Source organism: Pseudomonas sp. KH_046_2, assembly GCF_057838985.1.
This window is the reverse complement of sequence record NZ_CM174480.1, coordinates 2,999,372-3,015,616: the sequence shown is the minus strand read 5'-3', so window position 1 is coordinate 3,015,616 and position 16,245 is coordinate 2,999,372. Positions and strand designations below refer to the sequence as shown.

Annotated in this window: 10 protein-coding genes and 1 pseudogene; 6 read left to right on the top strand and 5 right to left on the bottom strand. The window is 59.9% G+C overall.

Annotated elements, in window-relative coordinates; all coding sequences use genetic code 11:
- Window positions 1-47: 47 nt before the first annotated feature.
- Both potE and AC3IX1_RS13520 read right to left on the bottom strand, forming a co-directional pair.
- A complete protein-coding gene (potE, locus tag AC3IX1_RS13525) occupies window positions 48-1,388 on the bottom strand; it encodes a putrescine-ornithine antiporter (protein WP_489388590.1) in 1,341 nt (446 codons plus the stop codon).
- 570 nt (window positions 1,389-1,958) lie between these two features.
- Window positions 1,959-2,831, bottom strand: a complete 873-nt coding sequence (locus AC3IX1_RS13520) for a DNA/RNA non-specific endonuclease (protein WP_489388589.1) — start codon at window positions 2,829-2,831, stop codon at window positions 1,959-1,961.
- 330 nt (window positions 2,832-3,161) lie between these two features.
- On the opposite strand from AC3IX1_RS13520, the gene pdxR reads away from it, so the two are divergent.
- From pdxR to AC3IX1_RS13505, 3 genes are all read left to right on the top strand, one after another.
- On the top strand, window positions 3,162-4,670 hold the full coding sequence (pdxR, locus tag AC3IX1_RS13515) for a MocR-like pyridoxine biosynthesis transcription factor PdxR (RefSeq protein ID WP_489388588.1): 1,509 nt from the start codon (window positions 3,162-3,164) through the stop codon (window positions 4,668-4,670).
- Between the two features lie 112 nt (window positions 4,671-4,782).
- On the top strand, window positions 4,783-5,853 hold the full coding sequence (locus AC3IX1_RS13510; protein ID WP_489388587.1) for a sugar phosphate isomerase/epimerase family protein: 1,071 nt from the start codon (window positions 4,783-4,785) through the stop codon (window positions 5,851-5,853).
- Between the two features lie 51 nt (window positions 5,854-5,904).
- The gene (locus tag AC3IX1_RS13505; RefSeq protein WP_489388586.1) at window positions 5,905-7,170 is read left to right on the top strand and encodes an MFS transporter; all 1,266 of its coding nucleotides are present in this window, start codon (window positions 5,905-5,907) and stop codon (window positions 7,168-7,170) included.
- A 207-nt stretch (window positions 7,171-7,377) separates the two neighbouring features.
- Here the strand turns inward: AC3IX1_RS13505 and AC3IX1_RS13500 are convergent, their stop codons facing one another.
- Window positions 7,378-9,168: an acyl-CoA dehydrogenase C-terminal domain-containing protein gene (locus tag AC3IX1_RS13500; RefSeq protein ID WP_489388585.1), complete on the bottom strand. Its 1,791-nt coding sequence runs from the start codon at window positions 9,166-9,168 to the stop codon at window positions 7,378-7,380.
- Between the two features lie 83 nt (window positions 9,169-9,251).
- On the opposite strand from AC3IX1_RS13500, the gene AC3IX1_RS13495 reads away from it, so the two are divergent.
- From AC3IX1_RS13495 to AC3IX1_RS13485, 3 genes and pseudogenes are all read left to right on the top strand, one after another.
- The gene (locus AC3IX1_RS13495; protein WP_489388584.1) at window positions 9,252-10,169 is read left to right on the top strand and encodes a LysR family transcriptional regulator; all 918 of its coding nucleotides are present in this window, start codon (window positions 9,252-9,254) and stop codon (window positions 10,167-10,169) included.
- Between the two features lie 42 nt (window positions 10,170-10,211).
- A pseudogene (locus AC3IX1_RS13490) lies at window positions 10,212-10,355 on the top strand (isochorismatase family protein); the annotation flags it as partial.
- A gap of 385 nt (window positions 10,356-10,740) precedes the next feature.
- A complete protein-coding gene (locus AC3IX1_RS13485) occupies window positions 10,741-13,650 on the top strand; it encodes a multicopper oxidase domain-containing protein (RefSeq protein WP_489388583.1) in 2,910 nt (969 codons plus the stop codon).
- Window positions 13,651-13,808: 158 nt separating this feature from the next.
- Here AC3IX1_RS13485 and AC3IX1_RS13480 read toward each other — a convergent pair whose 3' ends face one another.
- Together AC3IX1_RS13480 and AC3IX1_RS13475 are read right to left on the bottom strand one after the other, a co-directional pair.
- The gene (locus AC3IX1_RS13480; RefSeq protein WP_489388582.1) at window positions 13,809-15,305 is read right to left on the bottom strand and encodes a multiheme c-type cytochrome; all 1,497 of its coding nucleotides are present in this window, start codon (window positions 15,303-15,305) and stop codon (window positions 13,809-13,811) included.
- Between the two features lie 449 nt (window positions 15,306-15,754).
- Window positions 15,755-16,213, bottom strand: a complete 459-nt coding sequence (locus AC3IX1_RS13475) for a MarR family winged helix-turn-helix transcriptional regulator (RefSeq protein WP_489388581.1) — start codon at window positions 16,211-16,213, stop codon at window positions 15,755-15,757.
- Between the last annotated feature and the right edge of the window lie 32 nt (window positions 16,214-16,245).

The window sequence follows — 16,245 nt, the reverse complement described above, 5'->3', positions numbered from 1 at the left end:
TCCGGTTTCCCCGTATGCAGATGTCTGTGCAGTCCTGTTGGCCACGCCTAAGGGTTTGCGGCCCTGGCCGGGTTGGCCGCTGGCGCTTCGGTAAAGCGCTTGGCGAGGAATCCATAGAGCAGGTAGCCGAAAGCGAGCACCAGGGTGCCGCCCATCACTGCATCCTTGCCGCAGGCATACAGGGCGTACAAGGAGTACGTTATTGCAATCAGCAAGACCACCAGGTTACGCGAGTAGATGGCCGACGAGACCCCGGCCTTGTGCATGATCACCAGCAGCCCGGTCATCGCCGTTATGTAGGGAATCAGGTTGGTGACCGCTGCCAGGCTGACCAGCTTGCTGAACTGGGCGGCGGCATCGGGCGAGATGGTCGACAGGGCCATGAGGGTCTGCAACACGCCGCAGACAATCATGCCGACGACGGGCGCATTCACGGCGTTGACCTTGCTGAACAGCTTCAGGAACAGGTTCTGGTCAGCTGTCATCTTGGCCGTTTGCGCCAGGGTGAATTGCCAGCCCAACAGCGAGCCGACACAGGCCATGACCGCCAGCGCCATGACGATATTGCCCACCATCGGGCTGAACATCGTGGCGTAGACCAACGCGAAAGGCGCCGTGGATTTGGCCAGTTCGTCATTGGGAATGATGCCCTGGATGACGGTTGTCGACAGCACATAGACTACGGCGGCACCCAGGGTGCCGAACAGGCAGGCCAACGGCACATTGCGCTTGGGGTTTTCTACGGCATCGGTGGCCTGGGCCGCCGACTCCATGCCCAGGAAGGCCCACAGGGTCAGGGGTATGGCTTTGCCGATGGCTTCGGAAATCGGCAGGCTGTTGGGATTCCAGGCGGCGGCCAGCACATCGGGCTTGAACCAGAACCAGCCGATGATGCTCAGGCCCGCTACCGGAATGATCACCCCCCACACCGTGAACGCACCGATCTTGCCGGTGATGCCCGGGCCACCGAAGTTGGCGAAGGTGGTCAGCCAGATCAGCCCGATCGTGCCGACGCACAATGGAATGGCACCCGTACCCAACCAGGGCACGAAGGCTGTCATGTAGCCCACCGCCGAAATGGCCACGGCCACATTGGCAATGGCCAGGGACAGGAAGTACAGGTACGAGCAGAGGAAAAAACCCGACTTTGAATGAGCTTCTTCGGTGTAGGCGGACAAGCCGCCGGAGCGCGGACAGAAGACCCCGCACTGGGCAAAGCAGTAGGCGATGGCCATCGAACCGATCGCGGTGAAGATCCATGACAGCAGCGAGACGGCACCCAATTGAGCCATGTTGGTGGGCAACATGATGATGCCCGAGCCCATCATGTTGACCGTTACCAGCGTCGTGAGTCCCATCAGGCCCATTTTCTTGCTTGAATCAGCCATCGCAAACTCCTTGCCTTTTGCAGAGTTTTGAACCTGGGTCTGGCGACGTTCAGCGCGCGGCCGGACAGGGACTAATGCTTACTGCTTGACCACGTATATCTTGCAGGTCGGGTGCTGCGCAGGATGATGCTGCCGCCATGTTCTTGATGCGGCCCGCGAAGGGCCACCGGAAAATAGGGAGGTCGAAGACGGTCGCTTGAAGGGATCCGGCGCCCCTGCCGCCAGATCATCTACCGAGATCACGGAGACATCGGATGAAGTGAGTCTCGTCGAGCCGGAGCGCCGCACGGGCATTACGTAAGCGATCTCGGACCGCATCGCTGGCAGCGATTTTCGAAGCGTTCATAACCAGAATCTCTCGGTCTGTCTGACGTTGAAGTTCCTGGGACGCGTATCTATGGAGGCATCATGTCCCGGGGTCAGGAGCGATTGCCCTATTGGGTATAGTTCATTTTTACTATTTGTTACTTCTTGCTGAATTTATTTCCTTGACCTTGTTTTTGCGTGGTTCATGGCAATAAAACACCCCATCGGTTGCCTCCAACCTTTGGGGCGCTGCTCATTCAGCCATCAGGTGCGCCCGGCCGAACCAGTGACGGGCAGGTTCCCGAGCAGCTTGAGCCCGGTACTCTTCACGAACGTCTCATAGTCCATCGGTTTCTCGATTCGGGTTTCTGCGTTAGGCAGCACGTAGGCCCAGGCACGTTTGGACGATGCGTCGTACACCAGCTTGAACAGTCGGGTCGGCACCCAGACCTGGTTGTCGCCGATGGTCGAGTGGCCGGGATCAAAGAGCGGACCGGTAAAGACAAACACGTTGCCATCGGCACGCTTGGCAAACTTCCTGACGTCAGACTCGACCTTGCTCCAGATCTTGCGGTTGTTGGTCGGGTCTTGCGGCACCATGTTCGACAGCGCAAAGGATTGGGCCATTGCCTTGGGATTCGGGGCATCGGCTGCCGGGGATTGATGGCCACGGTCCACCGCCGGCTGCTGGCTGCGGTAGTCGCTCAACTCGGCGCGCCCACTCTTGGGTATGCGTGGGTCCGGGTAGAACTGGTTGGTGCGCTCTTCCCCTTTGGCATCCTGCAACAGGGCCGCATTCAGGCGTTCGACCACCACCAGCGGGGTCTTGCTGGTTTGCGAGTACAGCACCGCGAAGTTGTCGGAACACAGCGCCAGGGGTTTCATCGATGCGGGCACTGTGGCCGTGTTGATCGGTTTCGCTGCCGGGAACAGGTCTGCGCAGCCGTCAAACGAAGCCTGTTTCTGTTTGCTTGAATAGAGGTCCAGGGCCGCGTTCTGGCTGATCGAGCCGGAGCGGGATGTTTGTTCATGTTGCGCGGTGGGTGGCTTGAGAAGGTCGAAAAGACTGCGGGCTTGCGCCCCGGTCGAGAGCAAAACAAGGGCCGACAGCCCAACTGCAATTTTGCGTAGGTACATGGGTTGAATCTTCGAATGGAATTGAGGGATAAACGTGCGGCGAGGCCCGATTCACGGAACCCGGTGAAGGGCGTTGCTGATTATGTGGCGGCGATCATGCTTTCGCGGTCCTTGATCAAGTTTTCGATGCGGGGTCGGTCGGTTCGACCGCTGAGGGTCGTGCGGGGTGTATGGACCATGACAAGATCGGTTAGTGCAATGCCGTACTCAGCAGCCATATTATTGTGACGCTGTGGTGGATGACTTATCCGGCACCCCTCGATACCCTTTCGCACCCGGGCGCCTGACGGCATTTCAGGCCAAACCACACTTCATCCAGACGAACCAAAAATGAAATCCTCCGCAGGTTTGCTGTTGTCAGGTATCGAGCTGGACCGTGCCAGTTCCATTCCCTTGTACCGCCAACTCTACTTGCAGATTCGCAAACAGATTCTCAGTGGCAGGATTCAGGGCGGCGTGCGCCTGCCGTCCACCCGGACCCTGAGCAAGGAACTGCAGCTGTCGCGAATCAGCATTCTCAATGCGTTCGATCAACTGATTGCCGAAGGTTTTCTGACGTCGCGGACAGGGGCCGGGACCTATGTCGGCCATGAGTGGGAAAGCCGCGGTATCGATGACGATGAGCACAAGCGCCAGCCCCCTCGCCTGTCCGACCTGAGCCAGTCCATGCTGTCGTTGCGCAGCGATCATTTTCGCGGTGTTTCCTATGCCGACTGGGCGACCGGCAGCCCGACCTCGTTCCTGCCCAGCCACAGCGCCTACGATGCGTTTCCGCAATCGGTCTGGAAGCGCCTGTTGAACCGCCACCTGCACAAGCCGACCAAGGCCATGCTCGGCTATGGCGAACTACAGGGATTGCTGGCCCTGCGCGAGGCGATTGCCGAGTACGTCTTCGATGCCCGTGGCATTGATTGCACTGCCGATCAGGTGGTCATCGTGTCCGGCGCCCAGCAAGCCTTCAACCTGCTGGGCATGCTGTTGCTCAATCCGCAGGACAGCTTCTGGATGGAGGATCCGGGGCATATCGCGGCGCGCATTGCGCTCCAGGCACAAGGTGGCCGGGTCGTGCCGTTGCGTATCGACGAACAGGGGATCGATGTCCGGCAAGGCCTGGCCCTGTGTCCTGACGCCCGCCTGGTGTTTACCACACCTTCTCGCCAGCATCCCTTGGGCGTCACCATGAGTTATGGGCGGCGCCAGGAACTTATCGACTGGGCCGCCCAGAATCAAAGCTGGATCATCGAGGACGACTGCGACAGCGAGTTTCGCTACAACGGCCGCCCCCTGCCGGCACTCTATGCCATGGACCAATGGGCCCGGGTCATCTACGCCGGAACCTTCAGCAAGGTGCTCTTCCCCTCGCTACGACTGGGTTACGTGATACTGCCGAACGCCTTGATCGAACCCTTCTGCACCCTGCGGGCGGTCATGGATCGCAGCCCGCCCACCCTGCTCCAGGCCGTCACGGCGGACTTCATGCGCGAAGGCCACTTTCTCGGCCATATACGTCGAATGCGCGCCCTGTACCAGGCTCGCCAGCAGGCACTGGTGGAACAACTGCAGAAACGCCTGGGCACATTCTTCAGGATCACGCCGGTGGAAGCCGGCATGCACCTGATCGCCTGGTTACCCGCGCATCTCGATGACGACGCCCTGGCCAGGGAGCTCGGCCAGCATGGTATTCATACCTATCCTTTGAGTGATTACTGCCTGGAGCATGTCTTGCCGCCGGCGCTGCTGATCGGCTTTGCCAGCACCCCCGAAGACCAGGCCCAAGCGCGGGTCGAAGCGCTGGCCCAGGCCCTGGGCAAAATGGGCTACCTGCAACCGGCCACTTGACCCAAGGCAAGTGGTCTTATGATTTAACTGATAATGGATCTATCGAGAGTTCCTGACTGGCGCGATAAAGGCTGCGCCGGTAGACCCGGTGTCTGAACCAGGAACGACTCGAATGAACAATAAGATCCAGGAACGATTCAACGCCTTGCTCAGCCATAAGGCTGTCGAGGCCGAGGCTCCCCCCCTACTGACCGAGGCACTGGCTCGCCAGTTGCTCGACCGACTGGCGCAACTGCGCCTGTTTGCCCATGCCTACCCTTTGCTGACCAATCTGACCCACGGCCGTGTCACCCCTGGCGACCTGCTGGATTTTGCCTATCGCCACGAACTGCAGGGCCTGAGCCTGCACTTGCTCGACGGTGAGGAAAACAGCCTGAGCCAAATGACCGCCGCGCAGCTTCAGGCGTTCGCTGCCAAGGCCAATGCACTCGGGCTGGACGTGCATCTGGAAATCAGCAGCACCCTGAAAAAAGATGTCGATCAAGTGATCGCCATTGCCAAGGCGCTGGGCACCCGCAACATCCGCGTCTACTCACGCTACGAAGGGGCGCTGTCCCGGGTCATGGACGTGATCGAGTCAGACCTGCACTACCTTGCGCAACAGGCAGACGAACACGACCTGTTCTTCGACTTCGAGCAGCATGAGGAACTCAAGAGCGGCGAGATCGCGCAACTGCTGAGCCGGCTGAACCACCCTCGCCTGCACGCCCTGTTCGACTTCGGCAACATGATCAATGCCTGCGAGCAGCCTATGCAGGCGCTACGCACACTGGCTCCGCACATACGCCAGACCCACCTCAAGGGTGTGCGCATCGTGCCTGAGCAAAACGGCTTCGGGCATTACGGCGTGCTGCAAGGCAGTGACGAAGACGACCTGCCCAGCGCACGCATGTTGTTCGAACTGCTGATGCTCGGCGAATCAACTCCGCAAGTGATCGCTTTCATTCTCGAGCAGGAAAACCACTACGTCGCCCCGGCGTTCCGCCAGCTCGACGAAGCCGCCGACCCGTTCATTGCGTACCGGGAAATGAGTGAAACAGCGCTGCCGGAAGGCTTCTCGCTGGAGCGAATGCTGGCCGATGAACACCGTTGGGCAAACAACCAGGTCGCCTACGTACGAGGTCTGCTGGCCGAGTTCCGCACCCTGGCCGAGTTGACCCTGGCCCATTGCGCTAACGCCTGAACCTGACGTGCCCATCGGCACTGCCTACCCAATAATGCCTGGAGAACAATAATGACATCCCAAGACAAGGCCAAATGGCTCAGATTCCTGATTCTCATCCTCGGTGGCGGCACCATCTACAAGCTGGCGAATCTCAAAGACGCCTTCTACATCCCCATGCAAGAATTCATGGGGCTGTCCCACACTGAAATCGGCGTGCTGCTGAGCGCCAACGCCATCATCGCCACCGCGCTGTTCGTGGTGGGCGGCATGCTCGCCGACCGGTACGACACGCGCAAGCTGATCCCCCTCGGCCTGATCGGTACCGGCGGCCTCGGACTCTACCTGGCGACCTTTCCGCCCTTCAGCAACCTGCTGGTTGTGTTCTGCCTGCTGGCCGTGTGTGCCGACTGCCTCTTCTGGCCTTCGCTGCTCAAAGCCATCCGCAACCTGGGCGACGATAAGGAACAGGGTCGCCTGTTCGGCCTGCTCGAAGGCGGGCGTGGCGTCATCGATACCCTGGTCGCCTTCTCTGCGCTGGGCGTCTTCGTCGCCATGGGCTCCGGTGAAAACGGCCTGAAATCGGCGATCCTGTTCTACTCGGTCATCGACATTCTTGCCGGTACCCTGACCTGGCTGCTGCTCAAGAGCGGCAAAACCCAGTCGACCGTCAAGCCAAAGAACGGGTTGTCGAACCTGTTCGAAGCCATCAAGGTGCCGGGCATCTGGCTGGTCAGCCTCAACGTGTTCATGGTCTACATCGTGTACTGCGGCCTGACCTATTTCATTCCCTACCTCAAGGAAATGTACGAACTGCCGGTGGCACTGGTAGGCGCCTACGGCATCATCAACCAGTACTTCCTCAAGATCCTGGGCGGCCCCGCTGGCGGCTTCATTGCCGACAAGCAGTTCAAGAGTTCCAGCCGCTATCTGAAGTGGGCATTCCTGGCGTTGTTGCCGCTGATGGGCGTCATCATGCTCATCCCGAAAAGCCCGGATTACATCTACGCAGGCATGGCGGCCACCCTCTCCTTCGCGCTGATTGTCTTTTCCATGCGCGGCGTGTTCTGGGCACCCATGGGTGAAGTCGGCATTCCACAACACATCACCGGTTCAGCCTTCGGCATCGGTTGCCTGATCGGCTATGCGCCGGGCATGTTCGCCTACGTCATCTATGGCGCCATCCTTGACCACTTCCCGGGTCAACAAGGCTACAACTACGTGTTCTCGTTGATGAGCTTATTGGCCATCGTCGGGTTCATGGTTTCCAGCCTGCTTTATCAAGCGGTGCGCAAAAACGCCACGATCACTGGCAAGGTCAGCGCCGCGCAAGCCTGAACCTAGGTGTAATGCTGCTCACTTAAGAGATAAGGCAAACAATAAGCAACCTGTGGCGAGGGAGCTTGCTCCCGCTGGACTGCGCAGCAGTCCCATTTTTAGGGCCGCTTCGCGCCCCAGCGGGAGCAAGCTCCCTCGCCACAGATACAGTGTTCGTCCTTAAGTGAACAGCATTATGCATATAGGTGGGGGTTCACGATGCTGCCATCAAAATGCGAAATCGGCCTCGTCCATGGCCATCAGGCAATGGGCGCCGCCCCGCAGGCTTTCGCGGTGGCCACTGGCACGGGGCAGCACCCGGCGCCAGTAAACATCCGCCGCTTGCAGCTTGGCCCGATAGAACCCGGGTTCGTCGGTACCCGCATCCAGCGCGGCTTGGGCACGCACAGCCGCCTGCAACCACAACCCGCCCACCAGCACGTAAGCGCTGTACGCCAGGAAGTCCACCGACATGGCGCCGATCTCCTGCACATCGCGCCGACACGCCTCAACCACCTCGGTACCCAGTTCACGCCACTCGGCGAGACGCTGCTGCATGGCCTCGGCCGTTTCCCTCAGTGATGCTTGCGAACCAGCGGCATCAACATGCGCCGCGAGTTCATCGATCAAGGCGCCCAATTCCGTAGCGCCGTCGCCCAGCACCTTGCGCCGAAGCAGGTCCAGCGCCTGGATACCGTTGGTCCCCTCGTATAGCTGGGTGATGCGGCTGTCGCGCATCAACTGCTCCATGCCCCACTCGCGGATGTAACCGTGACCGCCGTACAGCTGAACGCCCAGGCTGGCGACTTCCTGGCCGACGTCGGTGAAGAAGGCTTTTACGATCGGAATCAGCAGCGCCGCGCGACGACTTGCCTTCTGGCGAGCCTCGGGTTGCGGGTCGCCGTGTTCGAGATCCAGTTGCAGGGCGGTGTAGGCCGCGAGCAAACGGCAGCCTTCGCTCAAGGTTTTTTGCGTCAGCAGCATGCGCCGGACATCGGGGTGGACGATGATCGGGTCGGCACTCTTGTCCGGCGCCACCGGACCGCTGATGGCCCGCGATTGCAGGCGTTCGCGGGCATAGGCGAGACCACCCTGGAAGGCGGCCTCGGCGATGCCCAGTCCCTGCAAGCCAACCTGGAAGCGTGCGTCGTTCATCATGGTGAACATGCACGCCAGCCCCTGATTCGGCTCACCGATCAACCAGCCTTGTGCGCCATCGAAGTTCATCACACAGGTGGACGCGCCCTTGATGCCCATCTTGTGTTCCAGTGCGCCGCAGCTCAGCGAATTGCGTAGCCCCGGTGTCCCATCGGCCGCGGCAATGAACTTTGGAACCAGGAACAGGCTGATGCCCTTCACCCCGGCCGGTGCATCCGGCAAACGGGCCAGCACCAGGTGAATGATGTTGGCGGTCAGGTCCTGCTCGCCACCACTGATGAAAATCTTGCTGCCGCTGACCTGATAACTGCCGTCGGCCTGAGGCTGGGCACGGGTACGCAACAGGGCTAGGTCGGTACCGGCCTGGGGCTCGGTGAGGCACATGGTGCCGGACCATTTACCGCTGACCATTTTTTCCAGATAAGCCTGTTTGAGCGCCTCGCTGCCATGACGATGCAGAGCCAGCACCGCGCCTTCGGTGAGGCCGGAATAAATGCGAAAGGACAATGAGGCGGCCATCAGCATTTCGTGGAAACTGGCCGAAATCAGCTGCGGGAAACCCTGGCCGGCAAATTCCAGCGGCCCGGTCATGCTCGCCCAGCCGTTATCGACGTACTGCCGGTAGGCGTCGCGAAAACCCAGGGGTGTGGTGACGTGGCCGTCGATCAGCTGACAGCCCTGCTCGTCACTGTTGCGGTTCAGCGGCGCGACCACTTCGCCGGCGAAGCGGGCGGCTTCTTCGAGGACGCCGTCGATGGTTTCCCGGTCCAGGCCGTTGTCCAGCCGCTCACAATGGCCGCTGACATCGAACACTTCGTGGAGCACAAAACGCATGTCGCGCAGGGGAGCTTGATACTTCATGACGGGCCTCATGGGTTGGCGCAGTGGAAAAGATTGCCGTCACCCTAAGCAGGCGCCTACTATTTTTGAAATTTCATTTTCATATGTCTGGTATTTGTAATTTGAATTTAAAAAGCTTCGATCTGAATTTGCTCCGGGTGCTCGATATGCTGCTGCGCGAACAGAACGTGTCGCGAGCGGCCGAGCGCCTGGCCCTCAGCCAGCCCACCGTCAGCAATGCCCTCGCCCGCCTGCGTTCACTGTTCGACGACCCCTTGCTGGTGCGGGTTGGCCGCCACATGCAACCCACCTCCCGGGCGCTGGCGCTTGAAGGGCCGATTCGCGCGGCCTTGCAACAGATCGAACAGACACTCAATGCCGGGGAAACCTTCGACCCTCGCCTGAGCCAGCAGCAGGTGCGCATCGCCCTGACCGACTTTGTCGAACAGCTGTGCATGCCGCCCTTGCTCGCGCGCCTGGGAGAACTGGCGCCAAACCTGCGAATCGACGTTGCTCACCTCGCCCCCAGCCTTCCTGCCGAGCTGCTGGACCGGGGTGAACTGGATATGGTTCTGGGACGCTTCGAAGAAGTGCCGGCGCGTTTCACCCGCCGGGCCTGGCACAGCGAAACCCTGCGACTGGCGGTGCGCAAGCAGCATCCGCTGGCACACGACACACTCACGCTGGATGACTTCCTGGGGCTGCGCCATCTCTGGGTGAGTGGCGGCCAGTCGCGCGGCATGGTCGACCAATGGCTGGGCAAGCAAGGCCTGTCGCGGAAAATCGTCTACACCACACCCAACTACCTGCAGGCAGCCCACCTGGTCGCCCACTCAGACTTGAGCGTCGTCCTGCCGACCCAGTTGGCCAATCAATTCGCGCAGTTGCTACCGCTGCAGGTGTTCGAACTGCCCTTCGACGTCGGCTCGTTCCACCTCGAACTAGTGTACCTGGCGCAACGCCAACATGAGCCGGCGCTGGCGTGGCTGATCGAGCAAATACTGGCGGTGCGGCCGGTTTGAACGGACGCCCGGCATAACGCCTTGCCTGAGCCGGCGCCAGGGAAATCGATTCCGTTCCAAGAGTTGAAACGCAATGCCCTGATGCTCGCCAAGACCGCCAGCATCTTGAAACTGCCGGTGGTGCTGACCTCCAGCATGGAGGAGTACGCACAAGGCCCGTTGCTCAGAGTGCTGATGGAAGCGCTTCAAGGTTAAGACGTTTACAGGGCAACGGACTGAATCTCGTACCGAGGTTCAGTCCGCCTGTTACGGGTTGGCCAGCAATCGGTCATCGAAACATTCAGAAAGTGGCCAAGTCTCTTAGCCCAAGCACCCCACACAATCGCCCCCGGTATTGGGGGATATTCCCCGTCATCGGGGCTGTCATCCTGGCTGCTCATCTGCCGGATTGAAGCCGGTAGACAAGGGGGAGGCGGCGTAGAGCCACTAGTCACTTCCTGTCACTTTTGGCGGGAGATATGCATCGTTTCCATCCCGGCCCGGGACCAAACGATTTACCAACCGGGCGGCAAGCAGTGGCTCGTTACCCATGTATTGCCACGCTCCGAGAAACACGTCAGAGGTGTTTGCGATGAAACTAGATACCGGAAGGTTGAAACCTGGTTCATTGTCCAAAACCAGACTGGCGCTGAGTATCTCTGCTGCCGTGTTCATGTTTGGGCTGGGCTTGTCCCAGACCCAGGCAGTGCCCCTCGACAACACCGATCCACCGCCTCCTACCGACCCATCGGCGTTCACCAATCAGCCCGCCGACCCCGAAGCCGCATTGCGGGACTTGCTCAAGTTGCCTCCGGCAAACGTCGGCGCCTTCGACTTGCCCAATGGTGTGGTCGGTAACCGCCAGACCCCCTTGGTCGACAATGTGCTGCCACCCGATCTGCAACCCAGCTTCAACATCCCCACTAACGGTAATGCCAGCCCGGTGTTCGGGGTTCAACCGTTCACCCAGAAGCTCGAACTGTTCGAGGAGTTCGGCTCGAACAAACTGGATGCGACCGACCCGCCATCACCCGTTCCGTTTCCGGTGCCGACGGTGGGACCCGCACCGGCGCAAGATCCATTGAACGTGGCTCGTAGCGGTCCGTCGCCGGATGCGCTGGATGCCTTTCTCAGGCAGCCGGCATTGACGCCCTTCCCGACAGAGTTCTCCAATGTCCTGGACCGCAACCCCTGGAAGGCGCAGATCGAGCTTTTCCTCAATCGCCGAGTCGATTCGCCCGCAGAAGGCCGGCCACCGGGAAAAGGCTGGTCGCACCAGCGTTTCAATGAGTTTTTCCCGCGCGACGCCTTCAAGACGGTGCAAGCCGGCGCGCATGTCAACAGCGGCTTGCGTGATCGTATGCAACGGCATAACTACGCCGTGGGGGAATTCGCGCCAGGCGGGCTCTATCACAACACCAACGGCAACCCGGCCAACGAGGGCACCACCAAGGGCATTCAAGTGCAGTTTCACGCCAACTTCCCTGTCCAGGACCATAACGCGTTGTGGACATTCGACGGCACCTTTCCGCCCAAACTGCTTTTAGTACGCTATGGCCAGGCGATGCTGATGCGTCATTACGATGCCTTGCCCATAGACCCATCGGCCAACCGGGGCTTTGGCCTGCACACCATCACCACCCATGAACATAACGGCCACTCGCCTGCGGAAAGCGACGGCTTTGCCAACGCGTTTTTCTTCCCTGGCCAGTACTACGACTATCGCTGGCCGATCCAGTTGGCCGGCTATGACAGCATCAATACCAGCGCTCAGGATCCGCGTGCAGCATTCCCGTGCGATCCCGGTGAAATCCTGTTCGTCAACGACGCCAACCCCGGCTTCAAGACCTGCGACAACGGCACCATCAAGATCCGTGGCGACTGGCGCGAAACCATGAGCAGCCACTGGTTCCACGACCACATGCTCGATTTCACCGCGCAGAATGTCTACAAGGGCAATGCGACGATGATGAACTACTACAGCGCCGTGGACCGCGGCAACGAGGCGGTCGACGACGGGGTCAACCTGCGCTTGGCCAGCGGTTCGGGGCTGGGGTGGGGAAACCGCGACTATGACGTCAACCTGACGATCGCCGACAAGGCCTGGGACAAGGCCGGCCAGTTGTGGTTCAACCCCTTCAACACCGACGGTTTTCTCGGTGACCAGGTGCTGACCAACTGGGAGTACAAGCCCTTCCTGGACGTACGTGCCCGCCGCTACCGGTTCCGCATTCTCAACGGATCGGTTTCTCGCTACTTCAAGCTGGCGGTGGTGCGTCAGGTCAATGGTAATGGTGGCGAGTTTCCTGGCCCGAAAAACGCCGGGGTTTCATATAACCGGGTGCCGTTCCACATGATTGCCAACGACGGCAATATCATGGAACACGCGGTGCCGTTCGATGGCAGCCTGGACCTCGATGGCGACGGCGACACACAGGACCACAATGCCATTCTGCCGATACAGGGCATTTCCGAACGCTATGACATCGTCGTTGACTTCGCGAAAAACGGCATCAACCCGGGCGACAAGATTTTCTTCGTCAACATCGAGGAGCATGAAAACGGCAAGCGTCCCGAACGTGACATTCCATTGGCGGATGTACTCTCCGGGAAGTACCTGCCCGTTGTCCGGCAAACCAGCCACGGGCCACAGTGGGTCAACGGTGACCCGGGCGTGGGCCTGTTCCTGCAACTGAACGTGCAGCCTTACGCCGGCCAGGATGTCAGCATGAATCCGGTCGACTTCGAGCCCGCCAAGCCTGGCAAGCCCGAGGGCAAGTTCATGATCCCCCTGCCCTTGCACCGTGATGACCCTGCCGATATCGCCCGGCTTGCCCAGGCGCGGCACCGCACCTTTATCTTTGGCCGCTCCAACGGCACGGATTTCAAGCCTTGGACGATCAAGACCGATGGCGGTGAAGGCTTCGGCATGGACCCGCGGCGGATTTCAGCCGCGCCACAACTGGCCACTGGCCCGACGCCGGCAGGGTTCAAGGGTGAAGGCACGCTGGAAGTCTGGAAGATCGAGAACGGCGGCAATGGCTGGAGTCACCCGGTGCATGTGCATTTCGAGGAAGGGATCATTCTCACTCAAGGTGGCAAACCACCGCCAGAATGGGAAAAAGGCGCGCGCAAAGATATCTACAATGTAGGCCGCCATCCCGAGAGCCTCGACAATGTCGAAATGGCCATACGCATCCGTGAGTTTGCCGGTACCTACATGGAGCACTGCCACAACACACAGCATGAGGACACGGCGATGCTGCTGCGCTGGGACTCCGAGCACCCGGGCCAGATCCAATTGATGCCCACGCCATTGCCCAGCTGGGACGGCGTGAAATTCGTGAACTCGGTTGCGTTACCGACATTCCGTACGGGAGATGGTGTCGGGCCACAGGTCGGGGTCGACAATGACCAGGAAGATAGCAGTGGCAGTGGCAGTGGCAGTGGCAGTGGAAACGGGGGCAGCGGAGGCAGCGGAGGCAGCGGAGGCAAAGGCTAGCGTCGTCTATCAAACGGCTGGTTATGTCGTCAGCAAACGCCAAAAACCGCTTGCATGATCGTTTCAATCCCAAAGCCGCCTGTCATCACGGTCGGCTTTGGGGTGGATGCGCTCGCGGTCCGAAACGCGTTACCTGTTCGATGATGGCAGTGACATATTCATTCTGTGTAGTAAGCGCTAGCGTCGTCGAGTTTCAACTTCGAGGGTACCGTCCGCTTCGCCGTCTTGGATCCGGTCGACAGGGGTACGCTCTGCGTGACGTTGGCCATCCGGGTGATTTCCACCTGCAATTTATCCTTGCCGAGCAGGTAGTCGGCCAGCTTCTGCGAAAACGGCCAGTAGTTCAGTTCGGCCGTCAGAGTCAGCGGCCCGACCGCATCGGCCGGCACCAGGAAAGAGAACTCCCCGACATCGTAGCCCTTGGGCAGAATGCGGTTGTCCGAGAGAATCTGCGTGGCATTCCAGACCTCGACGTCCAGCGGATTGCCGTCCTTGTCGCCTATGTGCACTTTGAAGTTTCGCGTGTTGACCTCGGTCTTGCCGTCCTTGATCGCACCCAGGCGATAGATCTCGCGACCACTGGCATCCTGCACCCGGAAATCGATCCACATCTCCCGTCCCTCCGGAAAGCCGGTCGGCAGCTTGTGCCCGGCGCCGACATTGGCAACTTTGACCGCTACCGAGGCGTATTGTCCGGGAATGATGGCGGCCGGCGGTGGCTGGAACGTTATTTCCGCCGCGCGTGCGAGCATGTCGCGCGCGCGTTGCGCGCCCTCCTCCTGACCGAGATGCTTGAGCATCGTCGCGTTGGCTCCGCTGAACCAATGCGAGGCGACCTCCTCGCGGTCTGGCCCCATGATCGCGGCCTTGCCTGCAAAACCCGGCATGTGACAGTTCTGGCAGGTCACATTGTTAAGGCTGTAGGTGCTCTCCTGCCATTCGTCATAAGTGCGCTCGACCGCCACACTGCTGAAGGGATGCGTGACGTTGTGGCAGGTGCCGCAAAAGTCCGAGCGCGTGTGCAGAGCGGAATACACGGTGTCGTGATAAGGCGAAACGGCATCCCTGCGCGGGCCGAACTTGGTCGGTTTACCGTTCGCTCGAGGGCTCAGGACATAGGCACCGTTATCGAGGCCCGTGCGGGCACTGATGTTGTGGCAGGTCTCGCAATCTACCCCTGGCATCGGATGATTCTTCTCGCTGTCTTCAATCGAGGAGCGGTTGACTTGCGAAGTGATCTGCCCGGTCGTGAGACCGATCGGGGTATGGCAGCCGGTGCAGAAGTTATCGACCTTGCCCTCGGTGGCCGCACTCGCACGCTTGAGCAAGGCCCGATAGATGGGTTCATCCCAGGCCTGGGACATCATCGACGAGCGCCATTGCTTGTAGATCTCCGTATGGCAAGCGCCACAGACCTGGGCATTGTCGAAGTCCTTCACATTCAAGACCAGGTTGCCGGTGGTATTGGCCCGATGGGGAAAGAACGGCATCGCGCCAATCACATGCATGAGCCTGGAGCGTGCCGGCTCCACCCACTTCTCATTGCTTTGACTGTCATTGCCCTGAGGTTCGTCGGCCGCAACCAGCGTTGCCGTCAGCAGGCAAACCAGCAAGCACAACAGACGGCGCAGCAGCACTACCTTGGAGTGGTTCATAACGACTTCCCCTGGACAGTTGCAGAGGATGACCGCAGCACTTCCATTGAGTCGCCAGGGGTATTTCGTAATGCAACCCGACAGTTACATCAATCACTCAATGGGGGTACTTGCAGCTCCACGGCGTCCCGACACCTTTCATGAACGGGATAGCCTCGCTGAGCAATTACCCTGCCATCGATGTGACAATATTTGTCGGCATACCTGAACGCCCCGCAAACATTGCTCGGAATTTGAAATGCCCGAGCTGATGCAGACGCGAATCCTGCCGGGGAATCGCGCCCATTAGCGGGGTGAATTCACTCCGAAATCGGGGGGATTCAGATCAAGGACCAAACTTGCGGTACAACCGCCGCACAACATCCGACAGCTGCATTACCCTCTGGAAAGGGTTTCTCCGCGCAGTGCACCCCACAAATCCGGGGGCCACTCACTTAACTCGCTCCCACTTACTCCCGGTCTTTCGTCGACCGAATGAGACTGCCCCGTAACTTCACAATCGCCTTCTGCATCTGCACGAAGTCGTCGGGATCAAGTCCGGTTTGCGGGAAGCCGTCTTCGGTTAGGCCTTCGCGCAGTTTTCGGCCCTCTTTGGTGAGACTGATCCGCACCTGGCGTTCGTCTTCCGGGTCGCGCTGGCGCAGCAGATAACCCATCGCTTCCAGCTTCTTCAGGATCGGCGTGAGGGTATTGGATTCGAGAAACAGCTTTTCACCGAGGCTGCCAACGGTCTGGTTGTCTTCCTCCCACAGCGCAACGAGGGTGATGTATTGCGTATAGGTCAGGCCGAGCCGTTCAAGCATCGGCTTGTAGGCCTTGCCGAAGGCCAGGTTGGTGGAATAGACCGCAAAACACAGGAACTCGGAGAGTTTGAGCTCCAGGGCGGATGTCTTGTCGGTGTTTTTCATGGACGTTCTCTTGGGTCAGCCTGGCGAGGCTG